The organism is Corynebacterium sp. KPL2861 (assembly GCF_040225475.1).
Classification (GTDB): domain Bacteria; phylum Actinomycetota; class Actinomycetes; order Mycobacteriales; family Mycobacteriaceae; genus Corynebacterium.
Window position 1 is genome coordinate 114,548 of the sequence record NZ_JBEHFW010000005.1, and the last position, 22,418, is coordinate 136,965.

General features: G+C 59.9%; 19 protein-coding genes, 1 tRNA gene and 1 pseudogene. 5 read left to right on the forward strand and 16 right to left on the reverse strand.

The genetic code is table 11. The annotated features are described in order from the left end of the window. Positions 1 to 106 precede the first annotated feature (106 nt). Positions 107 to 415 (reverse strand): hypothetical protein, encoded by a 309-nt coding sequence (locus ABRP84_RS05490; RefSeq protein WP_023016426.1) that lies wholly within the window; start codon positions 413 to 415, stop codon positions 107 to 109. Between the two features lie 312 nt (positions 416 to 727). On the opposite strand from ABRP84_RS05490, the gene ABRP84_RS05495 reads away from it, so the two are divergent. The 3 genes from ABRP84_RS05495 to nagE are packed head-to-tail and all read left to right on the forward strand — an operon-like array spanning position 728 to position 4,817. Continuing rightward, a complete protein-coding gene (locus ABRP84_RS05495) occupies positions 728 to 1,903 on the forward strand; it encodes an N-acetylglucosamine-6-phosphate deacetylase (RefSeq protein ID WP_349852955.1) in 1,176 nt (391 codons plus the stop codon). An 11-nt stretch (positions 1,904 to 1,914) separates the two neighbouring features. Beyond that, a complete protein-coding gene (gene nagB, locus ABRP84_RS05500) occupies positions 1,915 to 2,679 on the forward strand; it encodes a glucosamine-6-phosphate deaminase (protein ID WP_349852956.1) in 765 nt (254 codons plus the stop codon). Between the two features lie 56 nt (positions 2,680 to 2,735). Continuing rightward, positions 2,736 to 4,817 carry an N-acetylglucosamine-specific PTS transporter subunit IIBC gene (gene nagE / locus ABRP84_RS05505; protein WP_349853008.1) on the forward strand — a complete coding sequence of 694 codons (2,082 nt, stop codon included), beginning with the start codon at positions 2,736 to 2,738 and terminating at the stop codon, positions 4,815 to 4,817. A gap of 329 nt (positions 4,818 to 5,146) precedes the next feature. Here the strand turns inward: nagE and crgA are convergent, their stop codons facing one another. The 8 genes from crgA to ABRP84_RS05545 all read right to left on the reverse strand — a co-directional run bounded on the left by crgA (position 5,147) and on the right by ABRP84_RS05545 (position 14,391). Next, entirely contained in the window at positions 5,147 to 5,419 is a 273-nt protein-coding gene (gene crgA, locus ABRP84_RS05510; protein ID WP_284864825.1) for a cell division protein CrgA, read from the reverse strand. A gap of 64 nt (positions 5,420 to 5,483) precedes the next feature. Further along, positions 5,484 to 7,445: a Stk1 family PASTA domain-containing Ser/Thr kinase gene (gene pknB, locus ABRP84_RS05515; protein ID WP_349852957.1), complete on the reverse strand. Its 1,962-nt coding sequence runs from the start codon at positions 7,443 to 7,445 to the stop codon at positions 5,484 to 5,486. 3 nt (positions 7,446 to 7,448) lie between these two features. Further along, on the reverse strand, positions 7,449 to 8,936 hold the full coding sequence (locus ABRP84_RS05520) for a serine/threonine-protein kinase (protein ID WP_349852958.1): 1,488 nt from the start codon (positions 8,934 to 8,936) through the stop codon (positions 7,449 to 7,451). Next, complete coding sequence (locus ABRP84_RS05525; protein WP_349852959.1) at positions 8,936 to 10,366, reverse strand: penicillin-binding transpeptidase domain-containing protein; 1,431 nt, start codon at positions 10,364 to 10,366, stop codon at positions 8,936 to 8,938. Before ABRP84_RS05525 ends, ABRP84_RS05520 begins: the two co-directional genes overlap by 1 nt. Next, positions 10,363 to 11,715, reverse strand: coding sequence for an FtsW/RodA/SpoVE family cell cycle protein (locus ABRP84_RS05530; protein ID WP_349852960.1), 1,353 nt, complete (start codon positions 11,713 to 11,715; stop codon positions 10,363 to 10,365). The genes ABRP84_RS05525 and ABRP84_RS05530 overlap by 4 nt, the downstream gene beginning before the upstream one ends. 3 nt (positions 11,716 to 11,718) lie before the next feature. Continuing rightward, positions 11,719 to 13,083: a PP2C family protein-serine/threonine phosphatase gene (locus tag ABRP84_RS05535; protein WP_349852961.1), complete on the reverse strand. Its 1,365-nt coding sequence runs from the start codon at positions 13,081 to 13,083 to the stop codon at positions 11,719 to 11,721. Then, on the reverse strand, positions 13,080 to 13,532 hold the full coding sequence (locus tag ABRP84_RS05540; RefSeq protein WP_239269696.1) for an FHA domain-containing protein FhaB/FipA: 453 nt from the start codon (positions 13,530 to 13,532) through the stop codon (positions 13,080 to 13,082). The genes ABRP84_RS05535 and ABRP84_RS05540 overlap by 4 nt, the downstream gene beginning before the upstream one ends. A 25-nt stretch (positions 13,533 to 13,557) precedes the next feature. Beyond that, complete coding sequence (locus ABRP84_RS05545; RefSeq protein WP_005276103.1) at positions 13,558 to 14,391, reverse strand: FHA domain-containing protein; 834 nt, start codon at positions 14,389 to 14,391, stop codon at positions 13,558 to 13,560. Positions 14,392 to 14,599: 208 nt separating this feature from the next. Here ABRP84_RS05545 and ABRP84_RS05550 point away from each other — a divergent pair. Further along, a tRNA-Leu gene (locus tag ABRP84_RS05550) sits at positions 14,600 to 14,684 on the forward strand. Between the two features lie 304 nt (positions 14,685 to 14,988). On the opposite strand, the gene ABRP84_RS05555 is transcribed toward ABRP84_RS05550, so the two are convergent. The 7 genes and pseudogenes from ABRP84_RS05555 to copR form a co-directional block, all read right to left on the reverse strand. Further along, positions 14,989 to 15,111, reverse strand: coding sequence for a VOC family protein (locus ABRP84_RS05555; protein ID WP_005276107.1), 123 nt, complete (start codon positions 15,109 to 15,111; stop codon positions 14,989 to 14,991). A 65-nt stretch (positions 15,112 to 15,176) separates the two neighbouring features. Continuing rightward, a pseudogene (locus tag ABRP84_RS05560) lies at positions 15,177 to 15,886 on the reverse strand (IS6 family transposase). Positions 15,887 to 16,153: 267 nt separating this feature from the next. Further along, on the reverse strand, positions 16,154 to 16,768 hold the full coding sequence (locus ABRP84_RS05565; protein WP_349852962.1) for a YdhK family protein: 615 nt from the start codon (positions 16,766 to 16,768) through the stop codon (positions 16,154 to 16,156). Positions 16,769 to 16,815: 47 nt separating this feature from the next. Next, positions 16,816 to 19,050, reverse strand: a complete 2,235-nt coding sequence (locus ABRP84_RS05570; protein WP_349852963.1) for a copper-translocating P-type ATPase — start codon at positions 19,048 to 19,050, stop codon at positions 16,816 to 16,818. Between the two features lie 51 nt (positions 19,051 to 19,101). Continuing rightward, a complete protein-coding gene (locus ABRP84_RS05575) occupies positions 19,102 to 19,428 on the reverse strand; it encodes a heavy-metal-associated domain-containing protein (RefSeq protein ID WP_005276120.1) in 327 nt (108 codons plus the stop codon). A 114-nt stretch (positions 19,429 to 19,542) separates the two neighbouring features. Then, on the reverse strand, positions 19,543 to 20,670 hold the full coding sequence (gene copS / locus ABRP84_RS05580) for a two-component system sensor histidine kinase CopS (protein WP_323463010.1): 1,128 nt from the start codon (positions 20,668 to 20,670) through the stop codon (positions 19,543 to 19,545). After that, positions 20,667 to 21,389 carry a two-component system response regulator CopR gene (gene copR, locus ABRP84_RS05585; RefSeq protein ID WP_284852601.1) on the reverse strand — a complete coding sequence of 241 codons (723 nt, stop codon included), beginning with the start codon at positions 21,387 to 21,389 and terminating at the stop codon, positions 20,667 to 20,669. The genes copS and copR overlap by 4 nt, the downstream gene beginning before the upstream one ends. A gap of 402 nt (positions 21,390 to 21,791) precedes the next feature. Here copR and ABRP84_RS05590 point away from each other — a divergent pair, with 402 nt between their 5' ends. Then, positions 21,792 to 22,367 carry a CueP family metal-binding protein gene (locus ABRP84_RS05590; RefSeq protein ID WP_023016447.1) on the forward strand — a complete coding sequence of 192 codons (576 nt, stop codon included), beginning with the start codon at positions 21,792 to 21,794 and terminating at the stop codon, positions 22,365 to 22,367. Positions 22,368 to 22,418 lie beyond the last annotated feature (51 nt).

A 22,418-nucleotide genomic window follows, 5' to 3' on the forward strand; every position in this document is an offset into this window, starting at 1 on the left:
TCAAAATGCACAGGTAGGGCTAGTTATGAAGCAACAACCACAGTGCTAAGGGCTACGTAACTTAAAGGAGATACGTGGTCAGTTTTCATCTCTATTCTTCCGTAGGTTATTCATTGGTCGGGCGCATAAAGATATCCATCATCGAGAAGATGGGATCTGACGAGGCAAAGATCCGGTCTGTTATATCACGCGGCGACCAGCTATCAGGGAAATCCTTGAACTCATTTGTGACAGTTCCGAGGGCCAAATCGGGACTATTTTTAACAGCAGTGAGGATGGTGAAAACCTCGTCAGGGGTGGCGTGGAAAGAGTTTATGTCATTAGCGCCGGTGGCATCAGCAATGCTGGCCCAATCATTTACTTCCGCAATGTCGCTTAAAATATTAGAAACAATAGTTTCTGGTTTTAAATCCATATTTACGTTCTCCTGACGTGACGCGGTGGTTGGCGTAGGTAGCGCGCTTGCTAGAGAGAAGCCGAGGGTAGAGGTGGCATCGGCAAGCGATACTTCCTAAAGATCAATGTAGTCCAGTGGCTGGTGCGGGTCTATGCCTAAACGAAGTTGAGCATCACAGTCGATAGTCCTCGAAAATCTCACATAAAAAATTGAAAGTGACCCCATTGACAACGGCTTATGGTACCAATAGGTTATAACATAGTGCTGCGCTGGGATATCGGCGCGTTTATGGGATGGTGCCTGCCCACACAACAGAAAAGTGAACGAAATATGCAGACACAGACGAAGGGCCGCGTAGAGGGCCTGTACATCGACGAGAACGTCGAGCTGCGCGCTGGTGCGCTGAACTTTGGCGGGCGCATTGAAGACATCTCGTTTGGTGATGTCCCCGCAGCGCACGCGGCCTGGCAATCCGGTGACCCGGATGTGCTGCTGTGGGTCCCAGGGTTTGTGGACCTGCACAATCACGGCGGCAATGGGGGAAGCTTTCCCAATGGTGATTATGACCAGTGCCGCGCCGCCGCGCGATTTCATCGCGCCCACGGCACCACCACGCTGATAGCCAGCATGGTTTCTGGAACGCAAGCGGAGCTGTGCGCGCGTGCGGAGTTGCTTGCCGCGCTGGCAGATGAGGGGGATATCGCCGGCATCCACATGGAAGGCCCGTTTATCGCCGCGGCCAAATGTGGCGCGCAGGATCCATCGCGCATCGTGCCAGGGAACCCAGACTTTTTCCGCGAGGTGATCGATGCCGCCCGCGGTCACCTGCGGTCCATTACCTTCGCCCCAGAAACCCAGGCCGCGGCGGAGCTCCTTGAGGTCTGCGCCGAGCACGATATTATCGCCAGCCTGGGCCATACCGAAGCCGATTATGAGACCACGTTGCGAGTCATGGCGCAGGCGAAAGACTTGGGCGTCACCGTGACCGGCACCCACCTTTTTAACGCCATGCCGCCCATCCACCACCGTGCACCCGGCACGGTGGCCGCGCTACTCACCGGCTCGAAAGCGGGCGATGCGGGGGTAGAGCTTATTGCCGATGGCGTGCATCTTGCCGATGGCACCGTGGATATGGCCTATAACCGCCGCTCCTTTGCGGTCACCGATGCTATGGCCGCCGCCGGCATGGCCGATGGCTCCTATGAGCTGGGCTCCCTGCCCGTTACCGTGACCGATGGCGTGGCGCGGGTGGACAGCGGCGCCATCGCCGGTGGAACCTCCACCTTGGCGCAGCAGTTTGCGCGTTTTGCCGCGCGCCACGGCGCAGAGGAAGCGGTTCGGTTTACCTCCACCACGGCCGCAGACGTGTTGGGGGATAAGGACGTGGGCCGCCTGGCTCCCGGTAAGCGCGCCAACCTCGTGGGCCTGAATGCTCGATTCGAACCTGTGCGAGTCATCGCTGATGGTATCGACATCGCCGCCGCGACAGATACTGATTTACGTTAGGAAAGCACTGCATGGACATCCTCATTCGTTCCACACCAGCAGAGGTGGCTATTGCCGCCGCCGATATCTTCGTCCGCTATGCCAACGCCGGGGCCACCTTGGGTCTGGCCACGGGTTCTACTCCGGTCGCGATGTATCAAGAACTCACCGCCCGCTGCGAGCGCGGGGAGGTGAGTTTCGCTCGCAGTCGCGCCTTCCTCCTAGATGAATACGTGGGGCTAGATCGCTCCCATGAGCAATCGTATTACTCCACCATCCGGCGCATATTTACCAGCCACGTCGATTTCATTGATGAGTTAGTACAGAGCCCGGAGGGCGATGCCGCGGATCCGAACCGCGCCGCAGCAGCCTATGACCAGGCTATTCGCCATGCCGGCGGCATCGACATCCAGCTGCTTGGCATCGGTGGCGATGGGCACATCGGCTTTAATGAGCCCTCTAGCTCCTTGCAATCGCGCACCCGCCTGGAAACGCTGCACCCACGGACCGTGCAGGATAATGCCCGCTTTTTCGAGAACACGGATAGCGTTCCTCGCTACGCGCTGACCCAGGGGCTCGGCACGATCAGCGAGGCCCGCCACCTATTGCTGCTGGCCACCGGGACCGAAAAGTCCACCGCGGTCCGCAACATGGTGGAGGGTCCGCTATCCGCGCACTGCCCGGCCTCAATCCTCCAGCTGCACCCGCGGGCCACGGTGATTCTCGATGAAGATGCGGCCTCCCAACTGGAGGATCTCGAGTACTACCGCTTCGTGGATGAGCACCGTCCGCACTAAATCCCTCTTTACTTCTTTACGCCTTTGAAAGGACTCCTGCCGTGAAACTTAATATTATGGGGCCGCTGCAGCGGCTCGGAAAGGCGCTGATGGGCGCCGTGGCAGTGCTGCCTGTCGCGGCGATCCTCGGTGGCGTTGGCTACTGGATAGCCAGCGTTGCTGGCCAGGATAACGTGGTCGCGCAGCTACTCGTCAGCTCCGGTGGCGCCGTTCTGGATAACCTTGGCTGGATCTTCGCCGTCGCCATCGCCTTTGGCTTGGCCAAGGACTCCAATGGTGCCTCCGCGCTGTCCGGGTTCCTCGCCTATGCCACCTTCATGAAGCTCTTGGGCCCCGATGCCGTTGCCGGTTACCGCGGCATCGAAGATCCCGCGGCGCTTACTGGCGATGACGCCGTGGAATGGGCTGCCGAGGGCTGGAATGCCGTCGGTGACGGCAACGTTCTTTTCGGCATTCTCGCCGGCGTCATGGCCGCGATGGTCTATAACCGCTTCCACGGCACCAAGCTGCCGGACTTCCTGGCCTTCTTCTCCGGCCGCCGCCTCGTTCCCATCCTCACCGCGCTTTTCGCCATCGTGGTCTCCGCCATCCTCTACTTTGTATGGCCCTTCATCTACCACGCGCTCTTCAATTTCGGTACCTCCATCCAGGGCCTTGGCGCCGCGGGTGCGGGCATCTACGGTGTGGCCAACCGCCTGCTCATCCCGACGGGCCTGCACCACGCGCTGAACTCCGTCTTCTGGTTTGATGTCATTGGCATCAATGACATCGGTGAATTCCAATCCGGCCAATCCACCATCGACGCGGCCGCCGCGGCCACCTCCGCCGCAGAGTGCCCCGGCATCTGGGAGAACGGACAGTGCACCGTGGATGGCGTCGTTGGACGCTACCAGGCAGGATTCTTCCCGGTCATGATGTTTGGCCTGCCAGGTGCCGCCCTGGCTATGTACCTGCGCGCGGATAAGGGCCGGCGCAAGGTCATCGGCTCCCTCATGGCCGCCGGCGCCCTGGCTTCCTTCTTCACTGGCGTGACCGAGCCGCTGGAATTCTCCTTCATGTTCGTCGCCCCGCTGCTCTACGTGGTGCACGCGCTGCTGACCGGCCTCTCCGTCTTTATCGCCGCCGCGATGGAATGGACCGCGGGCTTCGGCTTCTCCGCAGGTTTCGTGGATATGCTGCTGTCCTCGCAAAACCCGCTGGCCAATAAGTGGTACATGCTGCTTCTCATGGGCGTTATTTTCTTCGCCCTCTACTTCGTCATCTTCTACTACCTCATCGGCTGGTTTAACCTGAAGACCCCAGGCCGCGGCGATGACGAGGGCGCTCCTGAAGAAGACGATTCCGCCACGGGCGATGATAAGACTGCGGCTTCCGCCGCCCGCATCATCGAGGGGCTCGGCGGCAAGGACAATATCGATTCCCTGGATTACTGCACCACCCGCCTGCGCGTGGGCGTGAAGGATCGCGCGCTTGTCGATGACCCCACTATCAAGCGCGCCGGCATATCCGGCGTCATCCACCCCTCCGAAAAGAACGTGCAGGTCATCGTGGGGCCTTCCGTGCAGTTCATGTTTGATGAGGTCAACCACCAGCTGCGCACCGGCTCCGCATCGGTAGCTACGGCCACCGCGAAGCCCAGCGAAGACTCTCGCCCTGCAGAGAAGATCGGCACCGATGTCGAGCTTCACGCCCCATTCGAGGGAACCGTCGTGCCGCTTTCTGAGGTTCCCGATGAGTCCTTTGCCCAGGGCATGGTGGGTGAAGGCTTTGCCGTTATTCCTACCGTGATCGATGCCTTCGATGTCTGCGCCCCTGTCGATGGCACCATCACCATGGTCTTTAAGACCGGCCATGCCTTCGGCATGCGGACCGAAGAGGGCCTCGACCTGCTCATCCACATCGGCATCGATACCGTGGAACTGAAAGGCGAGGGCTTTACCAAGCTCGCGGCTAAGGGCGACGTCGTCCGCGCCGGGGCCCCCATCATCGCTGTGGAGTCAGAGAAGCTGCGCGAACGCGGCATCAACCTGATTACCCCGGTGGTCTGCCCCACGGGAAAGCAGATCGCTGGAGTGGATATCGAACACGAGGGCCGCGCTGACCAGAGCGTTGCCGTCGCCCGCGTGCGGCCGGCCTAGAAGTTCGTCTGGGTTATCTGCAGCACGCGGTTGAGATAGATTTCGTTGCGCTTTGCGTACGAACTTTGCGAGTGTGTCATTGAAGTGTTCCAGATTTTCCCATCTACTCAAACGGAACAAAACCTGGAACACTTCAGCTCGACCGCCGCCCTCGCAAAACCCTAGGCGTTCAAACGCCAGACGGGAAAATGGCCGACCTGATAAACGCAACCGAAACATAAAAAGTGTTTCCATGACCACTAGAATTTGCCCTAAGGCCTCAGCACGAGAAACCCCTCGCGGTCACCTTGCGGTGGCGGCGAGGGCAACTTTCTGGCTGCGGACTAGGCCTAACGCCAGCCCATGGTCATGAGCAAACCAACAAGGGCGAGGCCGAAGCCAATCCCGTAGTTCCAACCGCCGAGCTCCGCCATGAAGGGGATGGATTCACCGGCGAGGTAATTGACCACGAGCCACAGCAGGCCGAGGACCATCAGGCCAAGCATGATGGCCACGTACCACTTCGGGGTGCCTTCGGAGTTGATTTTGACCGGGGTGCGGTTCGCCCCGGCAGAGCTCGATACCTGGGTGGCAGAGCTCTGGGTGATCTTTGACTTTGGCATAAGAGACCTTCTCTAGATTTCAGTTCTTATCTCAGTGCTTACTGATGAATTACGATACCAGCAGCTATGGCTGCGGCAGTAGCGCCGAGGCTTCGAATTTCCAGATGCGAACCTCCACGTCCTGATCCTTGCGGATGGTATCGCCAGGATTGATGGACGCCCAACCGATCTTATTGCTATCGACCAACGCGCCGGTAGGAATTGGATCGCCCACGCGCAGCTGTCCATCCCAGCCCGCCTGGCGCAGGGCATTCTCGGCTTGCCCTTGATTCTTGTGCATGACCTCGGGTGCCTTCATGAGCATCCCATTGGATACCTCGATGGTGACAGTCTGGCCCTTTTCCAGCTGCGCGCCCTGGTTGGAGACGCTCAACACGGTGCCTTCCGGCTCTAAGGAATCGACTTCCCGGACATTGACGTCAAAGTCATTGGCTTCGAGGCGGCTGCGCGCATCCTCCTCGCTCAAGCCAGCGAGTTCAGGAACGCGCTTCTTTTCGATGCCCTTAGACACCGTCACCCGGACCTTTGAGCCCTTGGATAATTGCGTACCACCCGCAGGGTTCTGCTGGATTACCTGACCGGCGGGGGCCTCATCGTTGCGCTCAGAAACATCCGAGTTCAGCTCCAGGCCGGCCTCTTCCAAGACCTGCGCCGCCTGATCCAAGTTCATGCCGGTGATATCGGGGACATCGATGATTTCCTTGCCGGAAGAAACGGTCAAGGTCACCGAGGCATTCTTCTGCAATTCCGATCCAGGGGCCGGATTGATGCGAATCGCATTATTGCGGTCGATATCCGGGTTAGCTTCTTCGTTCACGGTGACGAGAAGCCCCAAGTCCTCGAGCTCTTTGACCACTTCATTGCGCGGGCGGTTTTCTACCTCCGGCACGATGACGCTATTGTGCTCCGCTACTTCGGTTTGGTTCCGGCCGTCGCGGTTATTCTTATCATCGTCGCTACGCCAGAAATCCCAGGCAAAATAGCCCAAGATGGCGATCAACAGCGCGACGAGAAGCAGCGCGAGCCACTTCATCCAGCCGCCGCCCGCTTCCTCTTCGGCTTCACCGGTAGGACGCGTCGATTCGATCGGTGCCCGGTGGGATGTAGCAGTGGCGGTTGCCGGCGCGGGCATTGCAGTCGTGGCATCGTCCTCGTTGACGTGCATGCGGGCGGCCTCGGTGACTTGGCCATTCCGCAGGCGATCCAAATCGCCGGCCATCTCCCAGGCGGACTGGTAGCGGTCCGCGGGGTGCTTGGCCATCGCGGTCAACACCACCGCATCGATATTGACCCGCTGGGTGGGGGTCAACGAGGGGTCATCGATAAGCTCCGAAGGCGGGGTCGGTTCCTCCTGCACGTGCTGGTAGGCCACGGCAAAGGGGGTTTCGCCTTCGAATGGGGTGCGGCCGGTGAGCACCTCATACATGACGCAGCCCAGCGCATAGACATCAGAACGCGCATCGGCGTTTTTGCCGCGCGCCTGCTCTGGAGAGAGGTACTGGGCGGTACCGATTACGGCGGAAGTTTGGGTCATCGCCGAGGTCGAGTCATCCAATGCACGGGCGATGCCAAAGTCCATCACCTTCACCTGGCCGGTGTTGGTGAGCATAATATTCGCCGGTTTGATATCGCGGTGAATGATTCCCGCCTCATGGGATGCCTGCAGGGCCTCAGCAACCGGCTTGAGGATCTCCGCCGCCTCTTGGGCGGGCAGCGGGCCATCATCGCGAATAATATCGCGCAGCGTGGCCCCGTTGACCCTCTCCATGACGATATACGGGATGGTCATCCCGTCCACCTCGGTCTCGCCGGTGTCATAGACCGCCACGATATTGGGGTGGTTTAGCTTGCCGGAGTTCTGCGCCTCGCGGTAGAAGCGCTCGCGGAAGTTGATATCGCGAGCCATCTCCGTGCGCAGCATTTTTACCGCTACTTGCCGGCCTAAAGTGGTGTCTTCTGCGGCAAATACTTCGGACATGCCGCCGGAGCCGATGATCTCACCGAGCCGGTACCGGTCATTGACCATGGCTTAGTCACCATCCTGTCTTAATAAGTCAGATAAATCCCCAGGAAGTTCATCGGGCTGTGAGTTTACTGTGTTGGTCGGCTCAGGTGTATTTTCGACGTGCGTCTGCTGGGGTTGGCGTTGCTGCGTCGGAGCATTCGGACGCTGCTGGTTTCGCGTCGGAGCCTGCTGGTTCGGGGTCTGCTGCTGCCGGCGATTATCACGCGGCGCCTGATTGCCCTCCTGATCAGTAGGTTCCGTCTCCGTTACCGTCACTTCCTGCGGCGTCTCGTTCGTACCTTCGTCCTCCTCCAGGGTTTCTACCTGCGTGGTCGTGGGATCCCGGTATTCGGTAACCACGGAAGTTTCTTGGGTAGAGGAAGGCTCGCTTTCGCCACCCTCGCTACTCATGAGGTTCATAATGGCGTAGCCGCCCGCGGCAAGCACGGCGATAGCCGCGACGATACCCAGACCCTTGAGGAAAGACTTCCCGCCCTTCGAATCATTGCCCGGAGCTGGTGCTGCCTTGCGTTGTGGAGCCGCCGTCCCCGCCGCCGGATGAATGGTGGTGGGCTGGGCGACATCGGCAAGCATCTCGGTCGATGCCGAGGGCGAAGGCTCTGGGGCCTGCTGGTGGGGCGGAATGGACTTCGGCCGCGGCGGGCGTTTGCCCAAGCGCACATCGGATACCGCGACCGTGAATTCATTGCCATCGGCATATCGGGTATTGGGATCCTTGCGCAGCGCGATACGAATGAGCTCGCGCGCTGGGGCGCTGATCGTGGTGGAAAGCGGTTCTGGCTCCTGGTTGATGTGGGCAAGAGCAATGGACACGGAAGAATCGCCCGAAAAGGGGCGCTTGCCGCCGAGCATCTCGTAGCCAACGACGCCGAGCGAATAGATATCCGAGGCAGGGGAGACTTCCTTGCCCTGCGCTTGCTCAGGCGAAACGTACTGGGCAGTACCCACCACCATGCCGGTGCGCGTGAGCGGTACCGCGGCGGCGGCCTTGGCGATGCCAAAGTCCGTAATCTTCACCTGTCCATTTTGGGTGATCATCAGGTTGCCGGGCTTAATATCGCGGTGCACCAAGCCCATCCGGTGGATAATGGATAGGCCGTGGCCCGCCTGCTCAAGCACGTCCAGCGCGAGTTCTTCCTGCAAGGTGTTCTCGCGCGCGAGCAGATCCGCGAGGGATTCGCCCCGCACGTATTCCAAGGCCATGAAGCAGAATTTGCGGCCATTATCTTCCAGCTCGCGGTAGTCATACGTGGCCACCACGTTATCGGACTGGATAGATTCAGCGGATTCCGCTTCATTGCGGAAGCGGGAGAGGAATTCCTGGTTATCAGAAAATTCCGGCCGCAAAACCTTGATGGCTACCTCGCGGTCATTACGAGTGTCATCGGCAAGCCACACCGTGGACATGCCGCCGTGGCCAATGATCCACTGCAGCTCGTAGTCGCTGCCGATGAGTTCCTGGAGATGGTCCTTATTCTCGGTATTCTTCATTACTGCTCCCCCTGGTAAGCGCTCAAGATGGCACGACCAATTGGGCCTGAGACTCTGCCGCCCGTCGCGGATTCGCCCAAGTTACCGCCATTCTTGACGACGACCCCGACGGCAATATCGCGGTCCGGGTCAAAGGCGACGTACCACACGTGCGGAGCCAAGCCTTCGCCGTGCTCGGCGGTACCGGTCTTGGATGCGAAGCCGTTGCCGTCGTAGCCCCACGAAGAACGCTCGGAGGCAAACATCAAGTCCTTAATGGTCGATGCGGTCTCTTCCGTAACGGCCTCGTCGGCCTTCTTGGGCTTGGTGGTGCGGATTTCCTTCATCTGGGCATCAGTAATGCGATTGACTAGGTAAGGCTCCATGCGCGTGCCCTTATTGGCCACGGTGCCTGCCATTACTGCCGCCTGCAACGCACTCATGGTGACATCGCGCTGGCCGATGGCCGATTGCGCCGTCGCCGCACCATCCGGAAGGTCACCCAAGGTGCCTGCGGAAGAAGAGACTCCCAGATCGTATTTCTTGCCGATTCCGAAACCCTCCGCGTACTTGCGCAGCTCATCCGCGCCAATCTGCTCAGACATCTGCACAAATGCGGTATTACACGACAGTGCGAAGGCGGTCTGCAGAGTCACGGAATCCTGGCCGTTGCATTTCTCATTGCCGTAGTTGGTCAGCTCCGTGACGGCATCCGGCAGGGTAATCACGTTGGCACCGGTCAGGCTCGACGAGGGATTGAATCCATTATTCAATCCGGCCGCAGTCGTAATGATCTTGAAAATGGATCCCGGTGGCAAGGTATCCGCCGCTGCGTGGTTGACCAGTGGCTGGCCCGCTTGCTCCTGCAAGCCCGTCCACGCCTCATCGGCGGACTCGCCGACCAGTGAATTCGGGTTAAAGCCCGGGTTGGAGGCCATGGCCAGAATCTTGCCCGTCGACGGCTGGATGGCAACCGCCGAACCTTCGTATCCCGGACCCGCCAACTGGTCATACGCGGCCTGCTGCAATGCTGGGTCGATGGTGACCTCTACATTGGCGCCCTGGGTGGGCTTATTCGCGATGGTATCCAGCCAGTGCTGCTTGAACAGGGAATCATCCGTGCCATTGAGAATGTCATTTTGCGAAGATTCCAATTCCGAAGCGCCGAATTGGCTGGACAAGTATCCGGTGATATTGCCAAAAGCAGGCGAATCGATGGGATAAGACCGGGAGTAGGTCTCATCCGGGTTTTCCGTGGATTGCGCCAGCACCGTATTGCCGGAATAGATCTGGCCGCGCGGGGTGGTCTGCAACTCTATAAACCCACGCGAGTTCTTCGCATTATGCGCGTATTTATCGTCCGAAAATGCCTGAATGACCGTCAGGTTCACCAACAGGACCGCGGTCAAGATGATGGCAAATAGGGATACTAGGCGGATGGATTTGTTCATCGGTAAGCCTCCTGAACCGACGGGAACATGGAGGTATCACTCGGAGCGTTGCTCGAGTTCTCCTGCATGGGTCGGCGTGCCGCGTTAGAGATTCGCAGCAAAATCGCCAACAGTACATAGTTAGCCATGAGAGAGGAACCACCGGCGGACATGAAAGGAGTGGTCAAGCCGGTCATCGGCAGCAGGGCGGAAATGCCACCGGTGACGACGAAGACCTGTACCGCCAAAGTAAGAGAAAGGCCTGAAGCGACCAGTTTGCCGTACGTATCGCGGGTACGCAACGCGGTATTGAATCCGCGGGTAACCAACATGCCAAAGAGGACCAGCACGGCAGCTAGACCAATCAAGCCCAATTCCTCACCGATGGCGGCGAGGATAAAGTCTGAGTGTGCCACTGGGACCAATTCGGGGTGGCCCTGGCCCAAGCCGCTGCCGGAAATACCGCCAGATGACAAGCCAAAAAGGGACTGGGACAGTTGGAAGCCGGTGACATCATAATTGGCTAGCGGATCCAAGAAGTTGGAGAAACGCTGCTGAATCTTTTCGGATACCTGGTAAATGCCAAAGCCACCGATACCAACGAGGATGAGGCCAATGAATAGCCAACTGACCCTGCCGGTAGCCATAAATAGCATGCCAAGCACCGTGCTAAAGAGCAGCAGCGCCGGACCAAAGTCATTGGAAATGCCCATGATGATGATGGCGATAGCCCACACGATGAGAATGGGGGCGAGGTCGCGCAAGCGGGGTAGGGATATCCCCAAGAAACGATAGCCAGCCACGGTAAAAAGGGATCGCTTCTGTGTTAGCAGCATGGCAAAGAATAAGATCAGCATGATCTTGGAGAACTCACCCGGCTGGATGGAAAATGGCCCAAAATTCAGCCAAATTCGCGCCTCAACGCCATCAGGTTGTGGCCACACCAACGGCAGCGCCAACAGTACGAGGCCAGCCGCGCCCAAGATATAGGAATAGCGAGTGAGTGACCGATGGTCCTTGACAACCGCCAAGACCAGCACAAAGAGCACGAGGCCAACGACGGTCCACATGACCTGGCGGACCGCGAGTCCCCGGTCATTGACCAAATCCAGGCGGGCCAAAACGATAAGCCCAATGCCATTAAGGATGGCAACGATAGGCAACATGATCTGGTCCGCGTAGGGCGCCAAGAAGCACATTGCCAAGTGGGCAATGGTAAAGACACCAATGAATCCACCGATGAGGTAGATCAAGTCCGTCGTGAGCGCATTATCCTGCGACAGCTCCAAACTGACCAAGGTAATGGCAAAGACGACCGCGGCGAGAATAAGGAGGCCGAGTTCGATTCTTCGGCTAAAAAACTTCTGCATCAGCTACACCTCCCTACAAGTGACCCCAGGTTTGTTTTCCTTGGTGTCTTTATTATCTTTTTGGCTCGGCGCAGTGATACATGGCTTGAGTGCCTTTTCACCCAAGTCATTAATCTGATCCTGAACCTCGCTCAGGTCACCGGCGGAAATGTGGTTTACCGCGCCGCGCTCAGACTCGGGCAGGTCAGAGACCTTCAACGGGGTGAAGTCTCCCTTGCACTTCTGTGCAGAAAACAGCAAGGAGTTCTTGTCATTAATGCACACGTATTGGTGCGTGGAGCTTAGATCCTTGCCAAATAGGGAATAGTCCGCGCCTTTGAGGATGGTGATCTCTTGTGCGTCGTTGGTCTCGGCATAATAGTTATTGGACAAGAAATTCTTGACCCACAGCCCTGCGCCGATAACGAGCGCCAAGATGATGATGAGGGCGATGAGGACCTTCCACCCAATTTTTCGTCGAGGGGGCTCGTCTTCTGCCTCTTCCTCATCGGAGTCCTTGGCCGCATTGTCTTCATCGGCCATGACGGCCGGCGGAATCACCTGGGGTTTACGGGTGAGTTTGGCGGCGCGTGATGCAGAAGAATCCGGGTGAGTGGGCTCTTCTACCGAACCCGCCAGCGCACCAACGCGAAAAGGCTCGTGGGTGGCGGGTTTTTCTTCCGTAACCTCACCGATGACGACCGTGACATTGTCCGGTCCGCCCGAACGTATGGCGAGATCCACGAGGGTGGAGCCCGCCTGTTCGATGCTTCCCTGGCCAAGGGCGGTTTCAATAGTGGAAGCCGTAACCGGGTCAGACAGTCCATCCGAGCACAGCAGGATGCGGTCACCCGCCTTGGCTTCGAACGTGAAGAGCGTCGGCTCCACCGCACGGCCGGTATAGGCCTTCAAGATGAGGGACTTTTGTGGGTGGGAAGAAACATCTTCTGCAGCCAGCTCCCCCTTATCCACCAAGGACTGCACGTAGGTATCGTCCTTGGTGATTTGCTCGAGCTTGCCATCGCGCAGCAAATAAGCGCGCGAATCGCCCACATGGCAAACACCAAAGGTGGTGCCATTGAACAGCATCGTGGACAGCGTCGTGCCCATGCCTTCGGTCTCAGGGTGGGCGGTGACGTGCTCGCTGATGGCCTCATTGGCGTCATCGGCAGCAGCCGCAAGGAGCGCCTCCGTGTCCTCCTTACCCGGATCCTGATCCAAGATTTCGAGGTGGTTGACCATGAGTTGGGAGGCGACCTCACCCGCGGCATGCCCGCCCATGCCATCGGCCAAAATCAGCAGGTGGGATCCGGCGTATCCGGAGTCCTCATTATTTCCGCGGATAAGCCCGCGGTCCGACTTGGCAAAAAAGTTTAGCTTCAGTGTCATGCGTTCAACCTCACGGTAGTGCGGCCTAGCTTAATTTCGGAGTTCGCGCCGACTACCTCAGGTTGGTCGATGCGCACACCATTGACGAGGGTTCCGTTGCGCGATTCCAAATCCTCCACTACCCACTCGCTGCCGCGGCGAAATAGGCGTGCATGATGGCCGGAGGAGTAATCATCCCCAGTGACAAAATCACAGTCGGCGGCACGTCCCAAGGTACATTCCTCGAGCGTGCCCAAATCCATGTGGGATCCCTGCAAGGGGCCCTCCACAATAGAAAGCTGCTTTACCGCAGCGTGACTGCGCGGGGACGCACCCATTTTTGACGACTGTGGCATAGCACCTGCGGATTTATTGGTATCCCGCCGCATGGCATTCAAGGCCACCAGGACAAATACCCACAAAAGAGCCAATAAGCCGATGCGAAGCGCCAGCATGATGACTGCATCCATGGCGGCCTCCCTTCCTCAGTGTGAATTAGTAACTATGCGAATCAAGGCCCGTAATGCGGACCTCGACGTGGGAATGGCCCATGGTGATCACATCGCCATCGGCAAGCAGCCAGTTATCAATAGGAGTGTCATTGACCGTGGTGCCATTGGTGGACTGCAAATCCACCAATACGGCATCTTCACCGTTCCACGTGATTTCCGCATGCTGGCGGGACACGCCCGTATCCGGCAGGCGCAAATCCGCATCATTGCTGCGGCCAATAATATTTGACCCTTCCTGCACGTGGTAGACGCGGGAAGAGCCATCCTGCAACATCAAATTGACAGCGGGGCCCTGCGTTTGCGGCGCGGGTTGGTCATCTTGCGCAATGAAAGCGGTAGTAGCTGCGTCATCCGCATTATTTTCGTGCGGGTTGGTCATCTGGTCCTCCTGACCATCAAAGTCGTGGAAAATCGCCTCGAAACCGGTCTCTTCTGTGGGCTCGTGATCTATAAACGAGGACACACGAAGCTGGCCCGTGCGCAGGCCCGATTCCTCCGCTATCCGCACAATGACGGGACCAGCGAGGGACCATCCGTTATTGCGGATAAAGCGAGATAATTGGTCTGCGCAATCGGCAGGCAAATCGGGGTCTTGCGACAAGTTCTCCAAATCCTTGGAGGAGACACCTACAGTCATGACATTGGGACTATAGAGTTTGTCATCGTCCCCGTGGCCGAGATTGTCCTGGGCTTCTTGCTTCAAAAGCTCATCAATCTCTGCAGGAACGACCTTGCCGCCGAAGACAAAAGCCATGCCGTTATCAAGGCCGCGTTGCATAGCGGAATCGAGCTTCGCCAGCCTTTCTAAAAACGCCACGAATTTTGCTCCTTTCCGCTATACAGCGATCAGTAGTGATCAGTAGTAGCCATTATAGTTTGTACACCCCTTTCAAACGTAGACGGCGGCGCGAAAGTTCCTAGATTTTCGCCTTTAAATGCGCAAAATAATCCGCTTTTCCTGCTGATTTGTAATTGCACGTGCTTCCTGTGCTATCTTTATCTAGTCGCACTGACAACCACACCCTGCCCGGGTGGCGGAATTGGCAGACGCGCTGGCTTCAGGTGCCAGTGTTCGATAAGGACGTGCGGGTTCAAGTCCCGCCCCGGGCACAATGAGCAGTTGAACAAACTGCGACACCGGAGGTAACAAACTCGAAAGGGTTCGTGACCTCCGGTTTCTTTCTTTTTCTGAACTTTGGCGGTTGAGGATTGCAAGTGTGGGAATTTACATCCTAACTCCCGCTCTCTTCTGTCGAACTCTTGTTTTCGATGGTGTCAACAAGTCATTTTGCTTGTTATTTTGATCTGACGTTCTGGCTTTAGCTCCCGCTTCGGGGCAATTGGAATCCTCCAACTGAGATGTTTTCCTTGGGCTGTTGGAGGATTTCCTAGTTGTTGAATCCCAATTTAAGAATTAAACGACTGGGCTGACGCGGAACAGGTTTCCATCAGGGTCGGCAACTACGAAGGTGCGGCCGAAGACGTCATCGTCGGGTGGCTGCACAATTTGGACTCCTTTTGATTGGTGCTGTTGCAAAGTTGGGCGGAGAGTAGCGAAGACTCAGTTTCTCATTCCCTGATGGCCGCTGCGTGTGGGCGTTGTTAGGCCGTCTCGAAGACCTGGTTGGCGATCACCGCGTCCGGGTTCGGTTGCCCGTAGGCAAACATCGTGCCTTGCCCTTTCCGCAATGAGTGCATCGCCTCCATCCCTTTCAACGTCCGATATGCAGATGTCCGGTTCTTAAACGCGCCTTTTGGCCCGAGGATCCGCTTCAGCCGACCATGGTCGCCTTCTAGGATGTTGTTGAGGTATTTCACCTGCCGGTGTTCCACTGTTGGCGGGCAGATTCCCTCTGACTTCAACTCGGTGATTGCCCTGGCTAGGGAGGGTGCTTTATCGGTGTTGATCACTCTGGGATACCCGGCTGATGCATTGGATCTGAGGGCCTTGGCCAGGAAACGCTTCGCTGCGGCCACGTTCCGCTTCGGGGAGAGGTAAAAGTCCAGGGTCTGGCCACCGGCGGTGATCGCCCGATAGAGGTAGCACCACCTGCCGCCGACCCGGATATAGGTCTCATCCACCCGCCAGGAACTAGCTTGCCAGTCAGGTACCTGCCGGTACCACCGTGTTTGCTTGTCCAGCTCAGGGGCGTATTTCTGGACCCAGCGGTAGATCGTGGTGTGATCGACCGGCACGCCCCGCTCGGTCATCATTTCCTCCAGAGCGCGGTAGCTCACCCCGTAGCGGCAGTACCACCCACTGCCCACAGAATAATGTCACGGGGGAAATGACGACCCGAGAAAATACCCATGGCTGTGATTAGTTCACGTCGCCCTTCCTACTGCCCCAACTTTGCAACAGCACCCAAAGCCCTGGAATGAACTCCTGTCACCAGGGTCATTCCAGGGCATATTTCCCTGACTAAGAGAAGCAGTGACACAGAAGGTCTACCTCAGCGTGGGCCCTGTGGGCGTGCAGGTTCCGTGTGTGGCTGGTGTGCTGCGGCATGGTCGGCAGCGATTGATGACCGACTCTGGAGCGGGTGCCTTGTCTGGTCTCGCGGTTCAGGGTGGGTGGACTATTCGGCGGGTTGGATCTCGCTCTCGGTGACCCACTTGTGGTTGGTCATCGTCATCCCGTCGACGGTGAGATCAACCATGTAGACCGTCTCCTCGGTGGAGTAATCGATGGTGGCCTCAGCACCCTTCATGCCGGACATGTGCTCGGCATCCAGGACAACGCTCGCCCCGTCGGGCAGGGGGGCCTGACCCGGATCGACGAGCTCCTCATGGACGACCCAGCGGTGGTCGGTAACCGGGGCCCCACCCTCGGCGGGGGTGTAGCTGACCGAATAGGTCGTGGTGTCAAACGCCCCGGAAATGGTGGCGGTGGCCCCGTCCATGCCGGGCATGTGGTCAGCGGTGAGGATGACCTCGGTGCCCACCGGGTACGTGGGATCCTCGGCCTCTTCAATGCCTGCCGGCGGTGCCCCGCCGTCGGCAGGGTGGTCGTGCCCGCCGTGCTCTTCGTCGGCAGTGGTGGTGTCTTCCTGGTGGGTCTCGTTGGTCTCTGCGGTTGCCGTCGTGGTGCTGGTGGTGTCGGCATCGTCGGAGTTGTCGGTGGCGTCGCTGCAGGCGGTCAGCGCCAGGGTGGCGGTCAGTACCAAGGCGGCGAGGGTAATGCTGCGTTTCATGAGCGTTCCTTTCAAAGGTGGTGTGAGTTAGGGGTCGAGAGACAAGGTCAGTCAGTAACGGTTACGGGGGATATCGACCTACTGTGTTCCTCCTTCCCGTCGGTCGGAGCCAGGTGAGCCGGCTCCAGATCAATGCGGCGCAACAGCTGGGCGTTCAGGGCCACCACGATGGTCGAGGCAGACATCAAGATCGCGCCCACGGCCGGGGACAGCACGAACCCGATCGAGGCGAGCACTCCGGCGGCCAGCGGCACAGCGAGGATGTTGTAGCCAGAGGCCCAGATCAGGTTCTGGATCATCTTGCGGTAGCTGGCCTGGGACAGCTCAATCATCGACAGCACTGCCCGCGGGTCATCACTGGCTAGGACCACCCCGGCAGATTCCATGGCCACATCCGTGCCGGCACCGATGGCGATACCGACGTCCGCGCGGGTCAGAGCGGGGGCGTCATTGACACCGTCACCGACCATGGCCACGCTCAAACCCCGGTCCTGTAGCTGCGTGACCTTGGTGTCTTTGTCCTGAGGCAGGACCTCGGCGAAGACCTCATCAATGCCTAAGTCCTGACCGACGGCGTGGGCCACCTGCTGGGCGTCGCCGGTGATCATCGCGACCTTCACCCCGCGGTCCTGCAGGGCTTTCACGGCGGCGCGGGATTCGGGGCGGATCTTGTCCTCGACGGCCACCGCACCGATGATCTGACCGTCGCGGACAATATGGAGCACACCGGCCCCACGCCCGGTCCAGGCGCTGGTGGTGTCGGTGAGCTCGGCCGGGGTCGTGAGGTTGAACTCGCGCAGCATGTTCGGCCCGCCCACGAGGATCTCAGCGCCATCGACAGTGGCCCGGATCCCCCGGCCGGAGGCGGCGCTGAAACCAGTTGCACGGATTTGCCGACGGGAGGCCTCGGGATGGGCGGCCGCGGCCGCCACGATGGCGCGGGCCACGGGGTGCTCACTGTCGGCCTCCGCAGCGGCGGCCAGGGCCAGCAGCTCGCCCTCGGTGACGCCGACAGCTGCCGCGACACCGGTGACCGCGTGCGCACCCTCGGTCAGGGTGCCGGTTTTGTCGAAGAGCACCACGTCGATGGTGCGCATCCGCTCGAGCGCCATACGGTCCTTGATGAGCACCCCGGATTTCGCGGCCCGCTCGCTGGAGATCGCAATGACCAGCGGAATCGCCAGGCCCAGGGCATGCGGGCAGGCGATGACCAGCACCGTGACCGTGCGCACGACGGCATCGTCCGGGCTGCCGATAATGGTCCACACCACCGCGGTGATCAGAGCGGAGATCAGCGCGAACCAGAACAACAACGCCGCCGCCCGATCCGCCAGGGCCTGGGCCCGGGAGGAGGACTCCTGGGCGTCGGCAACCATGCGTTGGATCCCGGCCAAGGCTGTGTCCCCGCCGGTAGCCTCCACCCGGATGCGGACGGTGTTGTCGGTGGCCACGGTACCGGCGACCACCTTGTCACCGGTGTCGCGGAAGACGGGACGGGATTCGCCGGTGATCATCGCCTCATCGAATTCGGCGGCTCCGTCGATGATGGTTCCGTCGGCCGGCACCCGGGCACCGGCCCTCACCAGCACGACGTCGTCGACGACCAGCTCGGAGATGGCCACGGTGCGGGTGGTCCCGTCGATGACTTTCTCGGCCTCATCCGGCAGCAGGGCAGCCAGCGCGTCAAGCGCGGAGGACGCGGCCCCGAGAGCGGACATCTCCAGCCAGTGGCCTAGCAGCATGATGGTCACCAGCAGGGCCAGCTCCCACCAGAAGTCCAGCTCAAAACCGCCCAGCCCCAGAGTGGTGACCCAGGAGGCGACAAACGCCACGGTGATGGCCATGGCGATCAGGAGCATCATGCCGGGTTGGCGGGATTTCAGTTCTTTCCATCCGCCCTTGAGGAAAGGCGTTCCGCCGTAGGCGAAGATGATCGTGCCCAGCACCGGGGGGATCCAGGTGGATCCGGAGAATGCCGGGAGGTGGTAGCCGAGCAGGTGGGCGACCATGGGGCTGAAAATAACGACGGGAATGGACAGAATCAGCGACCACCAGAACCGGTTTCGAAACATTGCGGTGCTGTGTCCGGCGTGTTCGCCGTGACCATGAACGTGGTGGTCTTCGTCCGGGGCGGAATGCGGGTGATCGTGGGGCATCGCCTGGCCGTGGGTGTCGGCATCTGCGTGGTGTTCGTGGCTGGCATGATCCGGGTGGTGAGTGTGGTCTGTTTCCGGAGCGGGGTGATCACCATGGTGATCACCCGAATGGTGGGGAGTGCTCATGACGTTCCTTTCGCTCAACCCGGTCGGGGTCGAGATGATGGGTAAAACTAATCAGGATAAGACGGTGTAGCCAGCCTCCTCGATGGCCCGGCGAACCATCTCCGGAGGTACGACACCGGTGACCGTGACGGTGGAAACACCACCAGCAGCGAGATCAATCTGGACGTCGTCGACCTGGGGGAGGGCCTGAAGGGCCTGGGTCACGCTTTTCGCGCAGTGCCCGCAGGTCAGACCGGTGACCTGGTAGCTAGGGGAGGACCCTCCTGCTGACGAGTCGCTGGCGGCAGGGATGGAGGCGGTGTCGGCACGTGAGGCAGGTCCGCAACAGCTGCAGCCGTGGGAGGCCATCGGCAAGAGGCGGGGCGGGGAGGTGATCATGGGAAAGCTCCTACGAGTCGGTGGGATGCGGCGATGCCACTCTCTAGCGTATACCCCCCCGGGGTATAATTTCAATGGGTGGAGGGCATGACCCTCACGCGGAGCAGGGTATGGTCACCGAGCAGCCTCCTCACTGTCGGGAGGGGACAGCGGGAGGCGGAGGGCAAACACCGCTCCGCCACCGGGTCCGGGGGAGGTGGCGGTGAGAGTGCCGCCATGGGCCTCGATCAATGCCTTGGAGATGGTCAGACCGATACCGGCCCCGCCGTTGTCCCGGCTGCGGGCGGCATCCCCCCGGTAGAAGCGTTCGAAGATGTATCTGAGCTGGTCAGGTGGGATGCCCTCGCCGTCATCGGCGACGTGGATGAGTACGGTGGACGCCCCCTGTCGGTGGACGCTGATCCGGACCTGCCCGCCGGCCGGGGTGTGCCGTAGCGCGTTCGACAGGAGATTGCTCATCACCTGGCCGAAGCGTTGCCGGTCCACGAGCACCCGGGTGGTGTCCGTAATGGTCTCGACCTGTAAATCGACGCCTTTGTCAGCATAAGCTTCCCCCGCGGCAGCAGCGGCGGTATGGAGCAGATCCCCGAGCCCTTCCTCCGCCAGGTCCAAATCGATCCGGTGTTCCTGGGCCCGGGAGACATCGTCGATGTCTTCCATCAACCGGGTCAGGCGGGTGAGTTGGTCAGCCATGATCGTGTGGGTGGCATTATTCCAGTCCACGACCCCGTCTTGGAGACCATCGAGGTAGACCGTGAGCACCGATAAGGGGGTGCCCATTTCGTGGGCCAGATCAGAGAGCATCTGGCGACGGACCTGTTCGGTGTGTTCCAGCCGGTCGGCCATGGTGTTGAAGGCATGCGCCAGGGTGGTGACCTCGGGGCCTGCTTTTCCGGCGGGCACGCGGATACGGGAGTTGCCGGCCGTCAGGCTGGTAGCGGCGCGGGTGAGATCCTGCAGGGGGGTGCGCAAACGACGCGATAACCACAGGCTGGCCAGCAGGGCGCTGATCAAGGCGGTGGGCAGGGCGACGACCAGGGTGATCAGGTTAGCGCCCCGGTAGGCCTGCTCGGCATGGAACAGCTCCAGCGAGGGGTCCTCCCGGCCGGTCATCAACATATGATCATGGAACAGGGACGGGCCCACCATCGTGGCCACGGCCGCGGCCACCAGCAGGCTAATCACCACGACCAACACCTGGGCGGCCAGGAAGCGGAAGGTCAGGCCGGGTCCGTGATTCATGGCTGCCCCACCCGGTAGCCCACGCCACGCACGGTGTCGATAAACCCCCGGCCCTGGGTGTCGGTGCCAAGCTTGCGACGCAAGTTGCCGATGTGGACATCGACGATGCGTTCATCACCGACCCAGGTGGTGTCCCAGACCTCGGTGACCAGGTCGTGGCGGGTCAGCACCTGGCCGGGGCGCAGGGCCAGGGCAACCAGCAGCTCGAACTCCGTACGAGTGAGCTCCACGGTCGTCTTCCCCACCCGCACCTCATGGGCGACGGGGTCAAGAATGAGGTCACCAACGATCAAGGGGGTGGTCACCTGCGGTGGGGTGGTGCTGGTGCGCGGGCGGCGCAGCACCGCATGCACCCGGGTCACCAGTTCCCGGATGCTAAAAGGTTTGGTGATGTAGTCATCCGCCCCCAGGGTCAAACCGCTGATCTTGTCGTCCTCGCTGCCCCGTGCGGTGAGCATGAGGATGTAGCAGTCCGAGAAGGTGCGGATCCGTCGGCACACCTCTAGGCCGTCGAGTTCGGGCAGCCCCAGATCCAGCACCACGACATCGGGGGAAAAGCGACGGGCCTCGTCCACGGCCTGGGTACCGGTGTGCGCCTGGAGGGTATCGAAGCCGGCCCGGATGAGGTAGGAAGCCACCATCTGAGCCAGGGGTTGTTCATCATCGACGACCAGCACCCGCCCCGGGGGCGTGGCGGTGGTCGGTGTGCGGTCAGCCATAGACCCCAGTATCGCTCCGGCTAGGGGGGAATACCACTCGCTCAGTACCCGGCGGGAAAATCTTCATCAAATCTTCAAACATCACCCTTCGACCGCCGTCACCCCTGTGCCCCACCCCGGGCCGGCGGCATCGCCTCCCCTGGTCGGTTCAGCAGGCGCCACCAGGGATTTCACTGCCTGCACCGCATACCCGGGGCGGGTAGAAGGACATCGCCCACGGCTGTGGGGTGGTGTCCCGGTGGTGACCCAGCCCACCGAATCCACCCCCTTTTCGCCCTGTTATAAGGCTGTGAGCAGGGCTTTTGATTTCTAGTCCGTCAGGCACCCGTGCTAGATAAAGGTATGACATCGACCTTGAGGCGGTGTCTTCTCACGGTCTTACCACGATCCAAGGAGATTGACGTGAAACGAGCAGCGATCGCAGCCGCCGCCCTTGCCCTCGCCCTCACGGGGTGTTCGGCCGCCGACCCGGAACCCACCGCCGACGGGACGGTGTCCCGGGATACATTCCTGACTACCCATGGCCTGGCCGCCATGGACGCGGTGGAGATCATTGATCACCTCGACCGGCAGAAGGTCACTGAGCGTCCCACGGATCTGATCGCTTCAGTGCGTGCCGATGAACTGCTGCTCTCGAGCGATGACCAGGAAGTCGTGGTCGATCTTCCCGACAATCAGACGTATGTCTCGATCGCGCCCTATCTCACCTCCACCCACGACTGCTTCTACCACAGCCTCACGACCTGCCTGGGGGAACTCGACAATGAGGATATCCAGATCACGATCACCGATGAGGCGACCGGTGAGGTGCTGGTGGACGAGGCGACAACCACCTTCGACAACGGGTTTATTGGCTTCTGGCTTCCCGATGATGCCACCGGCCTGATTGAGGTCAGCTACCAGGGGCGTACCGGCACCGCGGAGTTTTCCACCGCCGACGATGGTGCCACCTGTGTCACAGACCTGCACCTGACGTGATGGCTCAGCAGGGTCCTCACCTGCGCCTGTCTCCCGTGTCACTGAAATCTA

Excerpts from the sequence above, each read along its gene's own strand:
- ABRP84_RS05490 (WP_023016426.1), bottom strand. The coding sequence starts at position 415 with ATGGATTTAAAACCAGAAACTATTGTTTCTAATATTTTAAGCGACATT.
- ABRP84_RS05495 (WP_349852955.1), top strand. The coding sequence starts at position 728 with ATGCAGACACAGACGAAGGGCCGCGTAGAGGGCCTGTACATCGACGAG.
- nagB (WP_349852956.1), top strand. The coding sequence starts at position 1,915 with ATGGACATCCTCATTCGTTCCACACCAGCAGAGGTGGCTATTGCCGCC.
- nagE (WP_349853008.1), top strand. The coding sequence starts at position 2,736 with ATGGGGCCGCTGCAGCGGCTCGGAAAGGCGCTGATGGGCGCCGTGGCA.
- crgA (WP_284864825.1), bottom strand. The coding sequence starts at position 5,419 with ATGCCAAAGTCAAAGATCACCCAGAGCTCTGCCACCCAGGTATCGAGC.
- pknB (WP_349852957.1), bottom strand. The coding sequence starts at position 7,445 with ATGGTCAATGACCGGTACCGGCTCGGTGAGATCATCGGCTCCGGCGGC.
- ABRP84_RS05520 (WP_349852958.1), bottom strand. The coding sequence starts at position 8,936 with ATGAAGAATACCGAGAATAAGGACCATCTCCAGGAACTCATCGGCAGC.
- ABRP84_RS05525 (WP_349852959.1), bottom strand. The coding sequence starts at position 10,366 with ATGAACAAATCCATCCGCCTAGTATCCCTATTTGCCATCATCTTGACC.
- ABRP84_RS05530 (WP_349852960.1), bottom strand. The coding sequence starts at position 11,715 with ATGCAGAAGTTTTTTAGCCGAAGAATCGAACTCGGCCTCCTTATTCTC.
- ABRP84_RS05535 (WP_349852961.1), bottom strand. The coding sequence starts at position 13,083 with ATGACACTGAAGCTAAACTTTTTTGCCAAGTCGGACCGCGGGCTTATC.
- ABRP84_RS05540 (WP_239269696.1), bottom strand. The coding sequence starts at position 13,532 with ATGGATGCAGTCATCATGCTGGCGCTTCGCATCGGCTTATTGGCTCTT.
- ABRP84_RS05565 (WP_349852962.1), bottom strand. The coding sequence starts at position 16,768 with ATGAAACGCAGCATTACCCTCGCCGCCTTGGTACTGACCGCCACCCTG.
- ABRP84_RS05570 (WP_349852963.1), bottom strand. The coding sequence starts at position 19,050 with ATGAGCACTCCCCACCATTCGGGTGATCACCATGGTGATCACCCCGCT.
- ABRP84_RS05575 (WP_005276120.1), bottom strand. The coding sequence starts at position 19,428 with ATGATCACCTCCCCGCCCCGCCTCTTGCCGATGGCCTCCCACGGCTGC.
- copS (WP_323463010.1), bottom strand. The coding sequence starts at position 20,670 with ATGAATCACGGACCCGGCCTGACCTTCCGCTTCCTGGCCGCCCAGGTG.
- copR (WP_284852601.1), bottom strand. The coding sequence starts at position 21,389 with ATGGCTGACCGCACACCGACCACCGCCACGCCCCCGGGGCGGGTGCTG.